At 72.8% G+C, this 13,628-nt stretch carries 9 protein-coding genes; 5 read left to right on the top strand and 4 right to left on the bottom strand.

What is annotated here, in order from left to right; all coding sequences use genetic code 11:
* Positions 1-203: 203 nt before the first annotated feature.
* The 3 genes from eccD to AC54T1_RS05640 are packed head-to-tail and all read left to right on the top strand — an operon-like array spanning position 204 to position 4,183.
* Positions 204-1,562 (top strand): type VII secretion integral membrane protein EccD, encoded by a 1,359-nt coding sequence (eccD, locus tag AC54T1_RS05650; RefSeq protein ID WP_496911337.1) that lies wholly within the window; start codon positions 204-206, stop codon positions 1,560-1,562.
* A gap of 9 nt (positions 1,563-1,571) precedes the next feature.
* Positions 1,572-2,927: a type VII secretion protein EccB gene (gene eccB, locus AC54T1_RS05645; RefSeq protein ID WP_484344770.1), complete on the top strand. Its 1,356-nt coding sequence runs from the start codon at positions 1,572-1,574 to the stop codon at positions 2,925-2,927.
* Positions 2,924-4,183, top strand: a complete 1,260-nt coding sequence (locus AC54T1_RS05640; RefSeq protein ID WP_496911336.1) for a S8 family serine peptidase — start codon at positions 2,924-2,926, stop codon at positions 4,181-4,183. Before eccB ends, AC54T1_RS05640 begins: the two co-directional genes overlap by 4 nt.
* 25 nt (positions 4,184-4,208) lie before the next feature.
* Here the strand turns inward: AC54T1_RS05640 and eccCa are convergent, their stop codons facing one another.
* Positions 4,209-8,204 carry a type VII secretion protein EccCa gene (eccCa, locus tag AC54T1_RS05635; RefSeq protein WP_496911335.1) on the bottom strand — a complete coding sequence of 1,332 codons (3,996 nt, stop codon included), beginning with the start codon at positions 8,202-8,204 and terminating at the stop codon, positions 4,209-4,211.
* 138 nt (positions 8,205-8,342) lie between these two features.
* On the opposite strand from eccCa, the gene AC54T1_RS05630 reads away from it, so the two are divergent.
* Positions 8,343-9,725 (top strand): hypothetical protein, encoded by a 1,383-nt coding sequence (locus AC54T1_RS05630; protein ID WP_496911334.1) that lies wholly within the window; start codon positions 8,343-8,345, stop codon positions 9,723-9,725.
* 83 nt (positions 9,726-9,808) lie between these two features.
* A complete protein-coding gene (locus AC54T1_RS05625) occupies positions 9,809-10,948 on the top strand; it encodes an FHA domain-containing protein (protein ID WP_496911333.1) in 1,140 nt (379 codons plus the stop codon).
* A gap of 89 nt (positions 10,949-11,037) precedes the next feature.
* Here AC54T1_RS05625 and era read toward each other — a convergent pair whose 3' ends face one another.
* From era to AC54T1_RS05610, 3 genes are read right to left on the bottom strand one after another with little or no spacing between them, the layout of a single operon-like run.
* Positions 11,038-11,979 (bottom strand): GTPase Era, encoded by a 942-nt coding sequence (gene era, locus AC54T1_RS05620; protein ID WP_496911332.1) that lies wholly within the window; start codon positions 11,977-11,979, stop codon positions 11,038-11,040.
* A 47-nt stretch (positions 11,980-12,026) separates the two neighbouring features.
* Complete coding sequence (gene ybeY, locus AC54T1_RS05615) at positions 12,027-12,488, bottom strand: rRNA maturation RNase YbeY (RefSeq protein WP_484344776.1); 462 nt, start codon at positions 12,486-12,488, stop codon at positions 12,027-12,029.
* Entirely contained in the window at positions 12,485-13,543 is a 1,059-nt protein-coding gene (locus AC54T1_RS05610; RefSeq protein ID WP_484344777.1) for a PhoH family protein, read from the bottom strand. The genes ybeY and AC54T1_RS05610 overlap by 4 nt, the downstream gene beginning before the upstream one ends.
* Positions 13,544-13,628 lie beyond the last annotated feature (85 nt).

Genomic DNA, 13,628 nt, shown 5'->3' with positions numbered 1-13,628 from the left:
GCGAGTCTCTGCGGTTTTCACCCCCAGGAACGGCCTGCGGGCAGGGGCGCGGGCACCGGTGGGGAGAACTCCCCACATGGTTGCGGAACGGACGGACCGCCCCTTCCGGCCAGCCGCGCCGGCGCCGAGCACGGCCCCGGGCCCGGGCAGGACTCACTATGCTGTCGTCGTCGCACCGTCCCGCTGCTCCCAGGAGGACCCGAATGACCGAGGTCTCGGCGCCTCCGAGCGTCCTGGGCACCCTCGTGCGCATCTCCGTCGTCGCCGGTGACCGGCGCCTCGACGTGGGCGCGCCGGGAAGCATCCCCGTGGCCGAGCTGCTGCCCGGTTTCGCGCGGACGCTGCGGCTTCTCGACGCCGCCTCGGTGTACGGCGGGTACCACCTGCTCCACGCGGACGGCCGCGAGCTCGACACGAGCGTGTCGCTGCTGGCCCAAGGGGTCATGGACGGAGAGGTCCTCACGCTCGAGGCCGGTTCGTCGCGGCCCGGCGAGCGCGTGTACGACGACGTCGTCGAGGCTGTCGCGGACGCAGTCGCACGCGACCACCAACCGTGGACCCCGCAGGACAGCGCGCGGGCCGCCGTGGGTGCCGCCTCGGCGTTCCTGCTGGCAGGTGCGGTCCTGCTGCTGGGCTCGGAGCGCGGCGACCTCCTCGCTCCCGTCATCGCCGCGGTCGTCGGAGCCCTCGTGCTCGTGAGCGCAGCGGTCATCGGCCGACGCGAGGGCCACGTCGTCGGGGCGCAGGCGATGGTCCTGTGTGCGGGCGCCTACTGGCTCGTCGCCGGAGACCTGTTCATCACCGACCCCGGGCCCGCCGGAGGGTGGGGGTGGCCGCTCGCGGCGGCCGGCGCCGGTGCGCTGCTCGCCGGTGTGTGCGGGCTGGCCGTGCTCCCGGCCCGACGCGAGATCAGCGTGCTGCACGTCGCGCTGGGCGTGGTCCTCGCCGCGGCCGGCTGCGCCGTCGCCCTGCTCGACGTCGATGCCGGCCAGGCCCTGGCACTCACCGTGGCGATCGTCGTCACGGTAGGCAACGGCATCCCGTGGGCGGCGATCTCCTCGACGACGCTGCGTGTCGTCTCCCCCCAGTCCGACGAGGAGATCACGCTGTCACCGGAGCCGGTGGACGAGGCGGAGGTCCGCCGGGACGCCGACCGCGGACACCTCGTCCAGCTCGCGCTCCGGTCCGCCGTGAGCCTGGTCGCGCTCCTCGCCACACCGGAGGTCGTCGGGCTCGGCCTCGCCGGGACCCTCCTCATGGTTCTCGCGTACACGGGGATGCTCCTCAGCGTCCGGCAGACCTACTCGCGCAGCGACGTCCTCGTCGTCATGGCGACGGGAGTCGTCGGACTCACGCTCACGGTCCTCGCCGCCGCTGTGGCACACCCCGAGTGGCGTGGGGCGCTCATGGGCTCCCTCGCCGTCGTCGCAGCCGTCGTCGTCGGCGCCTGCCTCATCGCGCCCCGACCCCGCGCCGCGTTCGGTCGCATCGCCGACTCCATGGAGCTCGTGAGCCTCGCCCTTCTGCTGCCCCTCGGCGTCACCGCCGCGGGGCTCTTGTAGCGGGTCCGCATGGCGACGAAGAAGGACCTTGTCGCAGCGCAGGCGTTCAGCCGGCGCCGCCTGCTCACCGCATTCGTCAGCGGCACCCCCGGCGGCCGGGAGCTCGAGCCGAGCAAGCCCATGCGCGCCGTCGTCGCCGGGGTCGCCCTGTCCATCCTGCTCATCCTCGGGAGCATCGGGTTCGGGCTCATCAAGCCCGGACTGCCCAACGGCTGGGACGACGGTTCTCTCGTGCTCACCAAGGACAGCGGGACGCGCTTCGTCGCGATCAAGGGGACCCTCTACCCGGTCGCCAACACGACGAGCGCCCGCCTGCTCGTCCCCTCGTCCACCTTCAAGGTGGTCGAGGTCCCGCAGGACAAGATCGCGCAGGTGCCGCGCGGGCAGCGGATCGGCATCACGGGAGCACCCGACGAGCTGCCCGCTCCGGCGAACCTGCGGGGCGAGGGCTGGCTCACGTGCGTGGGCACCGAGGGCGGCACGCGGACGACGATCGGACCCGGCAGCTCCGGCGGTGAGCTCGTCACGGAGAGTGCGGTCGTCCGGGTGGCCGACGAGACGTACGTCGTGCACAACACCACGCGCCACCTCGTCCCCGACGGGGTTGTCCCGGCCGTCCTCCGAGCACTGGACCTGGAGACCGCACCGGTGCGGTCGGCGCCGGCGACATGGCTCAACCTGTTCCGGGCTGGTGAGGACCTCGCGCCGCTCGTCGTCGCGGACGCAGGCTCCCCGGTGACGATCGACGCCCTGCCGGCCGACACGGTCGTCGGGTCGGTCGTCGAGGTCACCGGGAGCGGAACCCCACCGGACAGGTACCTCGTGTCCTCCGACGGACGGCTCGCTCCCGTCAGCGAGGTGGCCCACCGTCTGTACCAGCTGGGCAGCGGGGCCGAGCTCGGCGAACCGATCCGCGTGTCGAGCGCGGACATCGCCGCGCTGGACAGCGCGCCCGCCGCCAGCCCCGCCGACTGGCCCACCGAGCCGACGGCCTCGCTCGGGGAGACCGCTCCGCTGTGCGCAGTCCTCGCCGACGAGGGCGGTGAGCAGCCCGTCGCCCACCTGGCCACGGCGCCGCTCGACGCGCTCCCCGAGGGGAGCAGCCCTGAGGCCGTCGTCTCCCCGGGGCACGGCGCGCTGCTGCGCGCGACCGGTGACCGGGTCGTCGACCGCGGACCTGTCCAGCTCGTCGACCAGTCGGGCACGGTCTTCGCCATCCCTGGAGCGGACACCGAGGTCCTCGCCCGGCTCGGGTACACGGAGTCCGACGTCGCCCCGATCCCGCAGGCGTGGACGGCGCTGCTGCCCGCAGGGCCGGAGCTCACCGCAGAAGCGGCCAGCGCCACTCCCCTGGCCGTGCCGTGAGGCCCTCGCTCCTCGTCGTGCCGCTCGTCACCGCGCAGGTGCTCCTCGGGACCTGCGCTGTCGCAGCCTCCCACCCGCCGGCCGCGCCCCACGGGGTGCTGCTCCCCATGGCTGCGTGCGAACCCGGCGTCGTGTCGTACACCCCCGACACGCCGCCCGCTCTCGAGGCGCTCAACAGCGAGCTGGCGTGGCGTACCGCGACCGGCCGCGGCGTGACGGTCGCCGTCGTCGACTCGGGCGTCGAGGCGGGCAACGCCCACCTCACCGGCGCGGTCGTCGCCGGGCCGAGCCTCGTCGCCGTCCCCGAGGCGGACAACGCGTCCACGACCGACGTCATGGCGCACGGCACAGCGGTGGCGGGCCAGATCGCGGCCCGCCCGGTGGACGGCTCCGGCGTCGTGGGGCTCGCGCCGGACAGCACCATCCTCGCCGTCCGCGTGTACGTCAACGAGGAGCAGCAGATCGTCGAGTCGGGCAACGGCCCGCGGGTGGACCGCATGGCCGCAGGCATCCGGGCGGCAGCCGACGCGGGTGCGCGCGTCATCAACGTGTCCATGAGCACCGTCACCGACGCGCCGGAGCTGCGAGAGGCCGTCGCGCACGCCACCGCAGCGGGAGCACTCGTCGTGGCGAGCGCCGGCAACCGGAACACCACCGAGGACACCAGCGACTCACCCCGGTATCCCGCCGCGTACCCCGAGGTCCTGTCCGTCACCTCCGTCGACGCAGCAGGGCTGCCGAGCCAGGACGCGATCCATGGCCCCCACATCGACGTCGCCGCGCCCGGCACCGACGTGCTCACGACGTTCCTCGCAGCCGGCGACTGCGTGCTCGGGGACGGCGTCCCCTCGACGAGCTACGCGACGGCGTACGTCAGTGCTGCCGTCGCGCTGCTCGCGGAGGCGCACCCGGACGAGAGCCCGACCCAGTGGGCGTTCCGGCTCGAGGTCACCGCCGCGCGTGCGACCGCGAGCGCCCGCGACGACCTCGTCGGATGGGGCGTCATCCGGCCGACGGAGGCCCTGGCGTTCGTCGACGACGGCAGCGCGCCCGGACCACCGAGCCCTGTGCACGAGCCACCAGCGCCGCCCGAGAACGCACCGCAGGTCCTCGACCTCGCCGCCGTCGAGGACCCTCGGACGCGCACCCAGGATGCCGCGCGGTGGTGGACGCTCGGAGGCGTCGGGGCCGTCCTCGCCACCGTCCTCCTCGGCCGGCTCGCCCAGCGTTCACGGCCCCCGGCACGCCGACCCTGACGGCGCGCGCCGTCAGGGCAGACGGTCAGTGCGTCGGGGCCGTGGAGGCGATCTGCACGACCTCGCGACCGCGCTCGCGCGTGACGAGCTGGGCACGGCCGGGCACGGACGGGATGGGGCGTGCGGAACCGATGAGCTGGCCCTCGTCCGGGCTGCCCGACAGGAGGATCCCGGGTGCCGCGGTGTCGCGCAGTGCTTGGAGGACGGGCTCGTAGAGCACCCGGCCCGCGCCACCGGAACGCCGGGCCACGACGAGATGGAGCCCGACGTCGCCTGCCTGCGCCACGAGCGTCGCGAGGCTCGCGACCGGGTTGCCGAGCGACGTGGCCACGAGGTCGTAGTCGTCGACGAGGACGAACACCTCAGCACCGGACCACCATGAGCGGGACCGCAGCTGATCCGCGGTGACGTCCGGGCCGGGCAGCCGCCCGCGCAGGTACGCCGCGAGGCCACCGAGCTCCTCGGAAGCCGCCTCGTGGGTGGTGAGGTACCCCGCGAGGAACTCCTCGGGGATCTCCCCCAGCAGCGAACGCCGGTAGTCGACCACGAAGAACTGCGCCTGCTTCGGCGTGTAGAGACGCATGATCTCCCGGGCGTACCCCCGCAGCAGACCTGACTTCCCCGAGCCGCCGTCACCGAACAGGTAGAGGTGCGGCTCGGTGAGCGGGTCGAGTCCCACGGGTGCGAGGTTGGACTCGTCGATGCCCAGCCACACGAGCCGGCTGTCCGCCGGTGCCTGCGCCCGCACCGCCTCGAGCGTGACGTCGTCGGGCAGGAGTCGGAGCTTCGGCCCGGCAGGGCCTGTCCACGCACGGTTGACCGTGTCGACGAGGTGCTCGACACCTGCGCCGAGCGTGCCCGCCCGGGGGTCGCTGTCGATACGCGGCAGGGCGCACAGGACGTGATGCTTGGAAGCCACGAGGCCGCGGCCGGGCCGGTCCTTGGGCACGTTGACGGCGACCTTGCGATCGATGTCGGAGTCCATGGGGTCACCCAGACGCAGCTCGATCTTCGTCCCGAACACGTCCTTGACCTGGCTGCGGAAGTCCATCCATCGCGTCGACGTGGCCAGCAGGTGCAGACCGAACGTCAGGCCCCGGCCGGCGAGCGCCTGGATCTGGGGCTCGAGCTCGTCGAACTCCGCGCGGATGGTCGGCCAGCCGTCCACGACGAGGAAGACGTCGCCGTACCCGTCGTCGACCCGGCCCTCGCGGCGCCGCTGCCGGTACGTCTCGATCGAGTCGATGCCGTGCGTCCTGAAGTAGCTCTCGCGACGGTCGACGATGCCCTTGACCTCGGCGAGGACACGCCGGACCACCTCTGGTTCGCTGCGGCTCGCCACACCCGCCACGTGTGCCAGGGACGCGAGCGGGCTGAACGTGCCACCACCGAAGTCGAGGACGTAGAACTGCACCTCGAGCGGCGTGTGCGTGAGGGACAGCGCTGTGACGACCGACCGCGCGACGGTGCTCTTCCCCGTGCGCGGACCGCCGACGACTGCCATGTGGCCCGCGGCGCCGCCGAGCGACACGACGAGGTCCTCCCGGCGCTGCTCGAGCGGCCGGTCGACGATCCCGAGCGGGACGACGAGGTCGCCGAGGGCGCGCCACCGCGCCGAGACGAGCCCGAGGTTCGGGTCGACGGCGAGGTCGGGCATGAGCTCGTCGAAGGTCTGGGGCGTGACGAGCGGGGGCAACCACACACGGTGCGCCTCCGGTCCGCGCCCGGCCATCGCGCGCACAGCGATGTCGAACGTCGCGCGCTCCTCGGCTGGTTCGGGTGCGGACGGCGCCGGCAGCTCGGACCGGACGAGGTCCGTGGAGTCGACCCGCGCCGCGGTGAACGGCTCGAGCCCTGCGCCGCCGCTCTGCTCGAGCGCGCGGCGGGGGGACGTGCGCGCCTTCGGCGGCCCGGAGACGTAGGACGCCCGGAACCGGATCATCGTCGTCGTGTCGGGCTTGAGGTAACCGATCCCCGGGACGGGGGGAAGGTTGTACGCGTCGGGCACCCCGAGCACGGTCCGCGACTCCGCGGCGGAGAAGGTGCGCAGACCGATCCGGTACGACAGGTGGGACTCGAGCCCGCGGAGCCTCCCCTCCTCGAGCCGCTGGGAGGAGAGCAGCAGGTGCATCTGCAGCGAGCGGCCGAGCCGTCCGATCGCGACGAAGAGGTCGACGAAGTCGGGGCGTGCGGCGAGCAGCTCGGAGAACTCGTCGGCGACGATGAGCAGGGCCGGCAGCGGCGCGAGATCGGTGCGGCCCCCACGGCGTGCCTTCTCGTACTCCGTGACGTTGGAGAAGTTCCCCGAGGCCCTCAGGAGCTCCTGCCGTCGGGTCATCTCACCCTGGAGGGCGTCCTGCATGCGGTCGACGAGCGTGAGCTCCTCACCGAGGTTCGTGATGATCGCCGAGACGTGCGGCATGTCCGCCATGCCGGCGAAGGTGGCGCCGCCCTTGAAGTCGACGAGCACGAAGTTGAGGTCCTCAGGCGAGTGCGTGAGCGCCAGCGCGAGCACGAGGGTGCGCAGGACCTCGGACTTCCCGGAACCCGTCGCACCGATGACGAGGCCGTGCGGTCCCATCCCCTGGTGGGCGGACTCCTTGATGTCGAGGGCGATCGGTTGGCCCTGGTCGGTCAGGCCGATCGGGACCCGCAACCGGTCGCGCTGCAGACGAGGACGCCACGAGACGTCGAGGTCGAGGTCACGGATGTCGCCGATGCCGAGGAGGTCAACGAGCTCGGCCGAGACCGCGGTCGTGTCCGCCTGGGACTCGCCCGAACCGGCCGAGCGCGGCATGAGCCGGCGCGCGAGCGCCTCGACGTCCGGCACGGACGCATCGTCCGCGGTCGCGACGACGGGTTCGTCGCGCAGGCTGAGCACCTGCAGCGGCGAACGGGGGCGGCTGCCCCGCGCGGTCCGCACGGGCGCTCCGACAGCGAGCCGGAGCCGGAGCGGGTCGCTGAGGTCGTCCCAGACCTCCGGCAGCTCGAGGACGCTCACACCCATCACCCCGTCGCTCGGTGCGATGGCGCTGAGCGGGCTGACGTTCCCGCCGTCGACGACGACGAGCACGTGCGGCACCGCGGGCTCGCCGCCCGGGGAGAACCGCGGGCGCTCGCGGAGGCCAGCGGGCAGCAGGTCCTCGAGGTCCTCGAGCGAGGTCCCGATCATCCGCGCCGGCCCGACGCTGTCCTTCACACGCGTGCTGTGCGCGTGCGGGAGCCACTTGATCCACTCCCAGTCCGCGAGGGCGCCGGGCGACGCGACGACAGCGATCTGCAGGTGCTCGGGCGAGTGGAACGTCGCGAGCTGCGCGACGATGGAACGAGCGAGACCACGCGCCTGCTCCTCAGGACCCGTGATCTCGATGCGTGAGTACGCGGCGACGTCGACGTCGACCGGCACGTCCGGTTGCAGCTGGTGAGTGACGAGGAACCGGTGGGCGGCCGAGGCCGCGACCGGGTCGAGCTGGGCGAGCGGCGGCGTCTCGGGAGCCTCGAGCGCGAGGCACAGCGGCACGGTCGCGACGCCGACGCGGGCGCGCAGGTGGTCCGGTTGGCCGGGCGCTCGTTCCCAGACGCGCTGCCCCTCCTCGGCGACGGCCGCCAGTGCGCCCGGGTCGGGGTTGTTCCAGAGGGCGTGCCGACGTTGCTGGCGGGCTGCCTCGCGCACCGTGCTGCGCAGGTCCGTGAGGTACGCGAGGTACTCGCGGCGGCTGCCGAGCACCTGCGCCTGGTGCTGCGACCTCTGCCGCCAGCCGTTGACGACGACGAACCCCAGCGAGGCGACGAGAAACATCGCACCGCCGATCATCCCGCGGACACCGGGCGACGCCATGGCGACGAAGACGATGGAGCCGACGCTGCCGAGCATCGGCACGAGCGAGGAGATGAGACCGCTGATGCCGTCCGAGGGGACGAGCTCGGGCGGGGCCTGCATGACGACCCGACCTGACGGGAGGGGCGGCGGTGCCATCCGTGTGTCGCGGTAGAGCGGTGTGGACATCGTCGGGCTGGTCATGGGGCCCTCTCCTGGGCGTGCACCACATGTGGACATCTACCATCGCTGAGCGATGCAGGACCGAGGGCGGTCAGGCACACCATAATATGGAGTCCGGCGCGCGTGGTCGTACACCCGCCCGAGGCGAGGAGGATCTGCGTGCCGCACACGCTCGCACCGACGAAGCGCGTCGCCCTGCAGTTCTCGTCCGCCCGCGTCGACGTCCTCCTCCCCGACCAGCTGCGCGTTGCTGACGCCCTGCGCTCGGTCGGCGTCGACCCGCAGGACCCGGCGATCGTCGTCGTCACGTCGGACGGCGCAGCGCTGGATCTCACCCGGACGGCCGGCCAGGTCGTGAGCGACGGCGCGGTGCTGCACGTCAGTGCCGTCCCCCGCGGCGCCGCGCGCCGACGTGAGGGACCGGGCACGCAGTCCCGGCCCACCGTCGTACCCCAGGCGGTGCTGCTCGTCCTCGCCTGCGTGTGCGGGGTGGTGGCGACCCTCGGTGCCGGCCTTCCGGCGATCGCGGCGACGGGAGCGTTGTCGGGGGGGCAGCGCCTCGCGGTCGTCAGCCTCCTGCTGCTCGCGGCGCTCGCGCTGGCCCTGCGGCCCGCGGTGTACCAGTCGGGTCGCAACGACGTGTGCATCGTCGCTGCGGCCCTCCTCGCCTGCGGTGCCGGGACGACGGCCGTGACGGCGACGACCTTCGCGGACGGGTTCCAGCTCGCGATCCTCGCCGGGTTCGTCACGGCCGCCGCGGTGTCGGCTCTCGGCGGGGTCGTCGCGAAGCAGGCTGGCGGCGACGGTGCCCAGGCTGCCACGGCTCTTGCCACCGCGTTCTCCGTGGTCGCGCTCGTCGCTGGTTCCGTGCTCTTCCTCGATCTCGCGCCGTGGACGTTCGCGGTCGTCACCCTGGGCCTCGTCCCCCCGGTGCTGCGCATCCTGCCCTCCGCGGCCCTGCGGGTCCCTGTCGAGTACCTCGTGGATGCGCAGCACGTCACACGCGCAGCGCTCTCCGTGCGTGGCGGGCCGCCGCGGCCGTCGCCGCCGGTACGGCCGCGAGCCGTGCGCGCCGCGGTGGCGCGGGGCGACCGGCTGCTCACGGCGGGCACGCTCACGGCCAGCGCCGCCGCCGTGGCGTTCGTCCCCGTCGCCCTGCTCCCCGTGACGGGTGCGGTCGAGCGGGTGGCGTCAGTGGTGCTCGTCGTGCTCACAGCCCTCGCGCTCGTGCTCGTGCCGCGGACCGCACGGAGCGCGGCGTCCCGGACGGCCCCCCGTGCGGCGGCGGGCATCGTCCTGCTCGAGCTCGTCGCGCTCACGCCTCCGGTCGACGGTGGCCGCGCGATCACGCTCGCCGGTCTGCTGGCGGCCACGGGCCTGGTCGTCGTGCTCGTGAGCGTCGCGATGTCGCGCGGACGCAGGTGGGTGCGCCTCTCGCGGCTCGGTGACGCGCTCGAAGGGTTGGCCGTGACCTTCAGCGTCCCCGCAGCTCTCGTGGCGATCGGGACCATCGAGCTCGTGCGCAGCGCGTTCTCAGGATGACGGCCACGCCGGACGACCGACGTTCCCGGGCCGCTGGTAGCATCGCCACCGCCCGCACCCGGCCCCACCCGACGAGGACGACCATGACCGTCACACCCGGTGTCCCCCGGCTTGCACCGGTGGGGCGCCGCGTTGCCGCATACACGGTGGACACCCTCGTCGTCGTCGGCGTCAGCGTCCTCGTCCTCGTCCTCACGGACGAGCCCCTCTACGCTGCTCTGGCCTTCGGTGAGCTCGTCATCGCCCTGTGCGTCTGGGAGGCCCGGTCGGGCACCACGGTCGGCAACGCGGTGTGCGCCGTGCGCACCGCGCGTACCGATGGCCGCCACGCACCGGGGATCCGCCGGGTCGTCGTCCGGTCGCTCGTCGTCGCTGCTGGTGCGCTCGTCGCGGTCGTCGGTCAGTGGATCGTCGTCGCGTCGTCCGCGTGGGACCGCGGGCAGCTGAGACAGGGCTGGCACGATGCCGTCGCCGGCACCACCGTCGTCGATGTCTCCCGGCGCCGGCGCGCACGTCGCTCGTCAGGCGCCGTCGCGACGACGGCGAGCGGTCCGGACCGGCGTGCGGCGGCGCCGGTGTTCCAGGCGCCGCGGGTCGCCAGTCCGCCCGGTTCGACGGGCCGCTCGGAGATCTCCGGCCAGCCGAGCACCGAGCCCGCGGGGCCGTACCGGCCCGCCGGGGGTGAACAACGGCGGGCGTCGATGTCCGCCCCACCGGTCAACCCGCCGACCAACCCGCCCGCGCCGGTCGGGGTGCCCGCTCCCGCGGGTCCGTTCGGCCACTCCGGGCCGCCGGCACCGGCCGACGCTCCTCCGACAGCCATGACGCCGCAGACACGTCCCGTTCCGCCCATCAGCCAGGTCCCCGGCGCACCGTCAGCCTCCGTGCCCCAGTACCTGCTGTCGTTCGACAACGGGCAGTCGTTCATGGTGCGCGGGAGCGGCCTCATCGGTCGCAAGCCGCAGTCGCAGGACGGCGAGCACCACGACGACCTCATCCCGGTCGCCGACGACGACCGCTCGGTGTCCAAGACGCACCTCGAGTTCGGTGTCGACGACCAGGGCTTCTGGGTGGGCGACCGGGGTTCGACGAACGGCAGCGCTGTCCTCACGTCGCACGGTGAGCCCCTCGAGGTCCTCCCCGGCATGCGGGTCCACGTACCCGCGGACGGCAGCGTCCGCGTGGGTCAGCGCCAGTTCACCGCGCGCCGCGTCCACCGCTGACCACCGTCGAGGGGGGCGATCGGACGGACAGCACCACGCTGCCGGCCGCAGCCCCGGAGTCCGCGGCCGGCGTCGACGGGCCGGGCGGGTCAGAAACCGAGCTTGCGCAGCTGCTTCGGGTCGCGCTGCCAGTCCTTGGCGACCTTGACGTGGAGGTCAAGGTAGACCCGGGTGCCCAGGAGAGCCTCGATCCCCCGACGCGCCTCGGTCCCGACCTCGCGCAGACGGGACCCGCCGCGGCCGATGATGATCGCCTTCTGGCTGTCCCGCTCCACGTAGAGGTCGACCCGCACGTCGAGGAGCGGGTTGGAGCCTGACCCGGGCCGCGGGCTGATCTCGTCGACGACGACGGCCAACGAGTGCGGCAGCTCGTCGCGGACCCCCTCGAGGGCGGCCTCGCGGACGAGCTCCGCGACCATGACGGCCTCCGGCTCGTCGGTGAGCTCTCCGTCGGGGTACAGCACGCCCCCCTCGGGCAGGTGGCTCACGAGGACGTCGGCAAGGGCACCCACCTGGTACCCGCCCACCGCGGAGACCGGCACGATGTCGTCCCAGTCGCCCAGCTCGTTCACGGCGAGGAGGTGCTTGGCGAGGTCCTCGCGGGAGACGAGGTCGGCCTTCGTGACGACGGCGACGACCGGTGTGCGCCGCCGTCCGCGGGCCAGGTCGGTGAGCTGGTTCGCGATGAACTTGTCACCGGGACCGACCTTCTGGTCGGCTGGGAGGCAGAACGCGATGACGTCCACCTCGGTCAAGGTCTCTCGGACGAGGTCGTTGAGGCGTTCGCCCAGGAGGGTGCGGGGCCGGTGCAGCCCCGGGGTGTCGACGAGGATGAGCTGCGCGTCCTCGCGGTGCACGATCCCGCGGATCGTGTGCCGCGTGGTCTGCGGGCGTCCCGAGGTGATGGCGACCTTCTGGCCGACGAGGGCGTTGGTGAGTGTGGACTTTCCGGCGTTGGGGCGCCCCACGAGGCACGCGAAACCCGACTTGTGGGCGCGGGTCCGCTCCGGGGTGGGCTCGGTGGTGCTCATGCGTGTGCTCTCCTGCTGGCTGGTGCGGGCGACGGGACGGACGGTGCTCACTCGGGGCGCCGGCTCGCGAGGAAGGTGAGCAACAACCGCCGCTGCAACGCGAACATCTCCTTCTCCTCGTCCGGCTCGGCGTGGTCGTAGCCGAGGAGGTGAAGGATCCCGTGCGTCGTGAGCAGGAGCATCTCCTCCGCGGAGGAGTGCCCCGCCTCCGCTGCCTGGCGGGCAGCGACCTCGGGGCACACGACGACGTCTCCGAGCAGACCCGCCGGGGTGATCTCCCCGTCGCGTCCGGGCCGCAGCTCGTCCATCGGGAAGGACAGGACGTCCGTGGGTCCGGGCTCGTCCATCCACTGCACGTGCAGCTCGCTCATGACGTCCGTGTCGACGAAGAGGATCGACAGCTCGGTCATGGGGTGCACGCGCATCTCTTCGAGCACGAACCGGCCCAGTGCTGCGAACTCGGCCTCGGCGATCTCGACGCCAGACTCGTTGTTCACTTCGATGCTCACCTGTGCTGCCCCTTCTCGTGGCTGAGGTCGCGCGAGCTGCGCCGCGCCGTTCCCGCCGCCCCGGCGAGGTCCCACCGGGCGTAGGCGTCGATGATGTCCCCCACGAGGCGGTGGCGGACGACGTCGGTGGAGCGCAACCGGCAGAACTCGATGTCGTCGACACCGGTGAGGATGTCCTCGATGACGCGCAGGCCCGACGGGGTGCCGCCGGGCAGGTCGACCTGGGTGACGTCGCCGGTGATGACCATCCTCGACCCGAAGCCGAGCCGGGTGAGGAACATCTTCATCTGCTCCGCGGAGGTGTTCTGCGCCTCGTCGAGGATGATGAACGCGTCGTTGAGCGTGCGGCCACGCATGTACGCGAGGGGAGCGACCTCGATGGTGCCGGCCTCGATGAGGCGCGGGATCGACTGGGGGTCGATCATGTCGTGCAGCGCGTCGTACAGGGGCCGCAGGTACGGGTCGATCTTCTCCGAGAGGCCGCCCGGCAGGAACCCGAGGCGCTCCCCTGCCTCGACCGCCGGCCGCGTGAGCACGATGCGGTGGATCTGCTTGGCCTGCAGCGCCTGGACGGCCTTCGCCATCGCGAGGTACGTCTTCCCCGTCCCGGCCGGCCCGATCCCGAATGTCACGGTGTTCGCGTCGATGGCGTCGACGTAGTGCTTCTGGCCGGCCGTCTTCGGCGCGATGGTGCGGCCCTTGCTGGAGAGGATGTTCTGGGTGAACACCTCAGCAGGGCGGGTGGCTGCGGTCGCCGCGGCGAGCATGGCGATCGACCGGGTGACGATCTCGGCGGTCACATCCGTGCCGGCCGCGACGACCTCGATGAGCTCGTCGACGAGGCGCCCCGCGAGCGCGACGTCCGCGACCGGTCCGCGCAGGACGATCTCGTCCTCACGGATCGAGACGTCGACCGTGGTGAAGCCCTCCTCGACGGCTCGCAGCACGGAGTCCACCGGGCCGAGGAGTGCGGCGATGGACACGTCGCCCGGGACGGTGATCCTGTGCTCGACACGCAGGCCCGCTGCTGCGTCGTCGTTCTCTGGAGATGCCATGTGGCGGGGTGCTCGCTCCTCGTCCGTGCTCGGTGATGACGTCCGGTTCCTGGGCCGCCGCGAGCCCAGTCTATCGACCGCGGGC

It is taken from the genome of Sanguibacter sp. Z41_6 (assembly GCF_059621145.1).
The sequence above is the reverse complement of the archived record's forward strand: the minus strand, read 5'-3'. Positions and strand labels throughout refer to the sequence as shown.

Coding starts and splice junctions, on each gene's coding strand:
- era (WP_496911332.1), bottom strand. CDS start 11,979: ATGAGCACCACCGAGCCCACCCCGGAGCGGACCCGCGCCCACAAGTCG.
- AC54T1_RS05610 (WP_484344777.1), bottom strand. CDS start 13,543: ATGGCATCTCCAGAGAACGACGACGCAGCAGCGGGCCTGCGTGTCGAG.
- eccB (WP_484344770.1), top strand. CDS start 1,572: ATGGCGACGAAGAAGGACCTTGTCGCAGCGCAGGCGTTCAGCCGGCGC.
- eccD (WP_496911337.1), top strand. CDS start 204: ATGACCGAGGTCTCGGCGCCTCCGAGCGTCCTGGGCACCCTCGTGCGC.
- eccCa (WP_496911335.1), bottom strand. CDS start 8,204: ATGACCAGCCCGACGATGTCCACACCGCTCTACCGCGACACACGGATG.
- AC54T1_RS05625 (WP_496911333.1), top strand. CDS start 9,809: ATGACCGTCACACCCGGTGTCCCCCGGCTTGCACCGGTGGGGCGCCGC.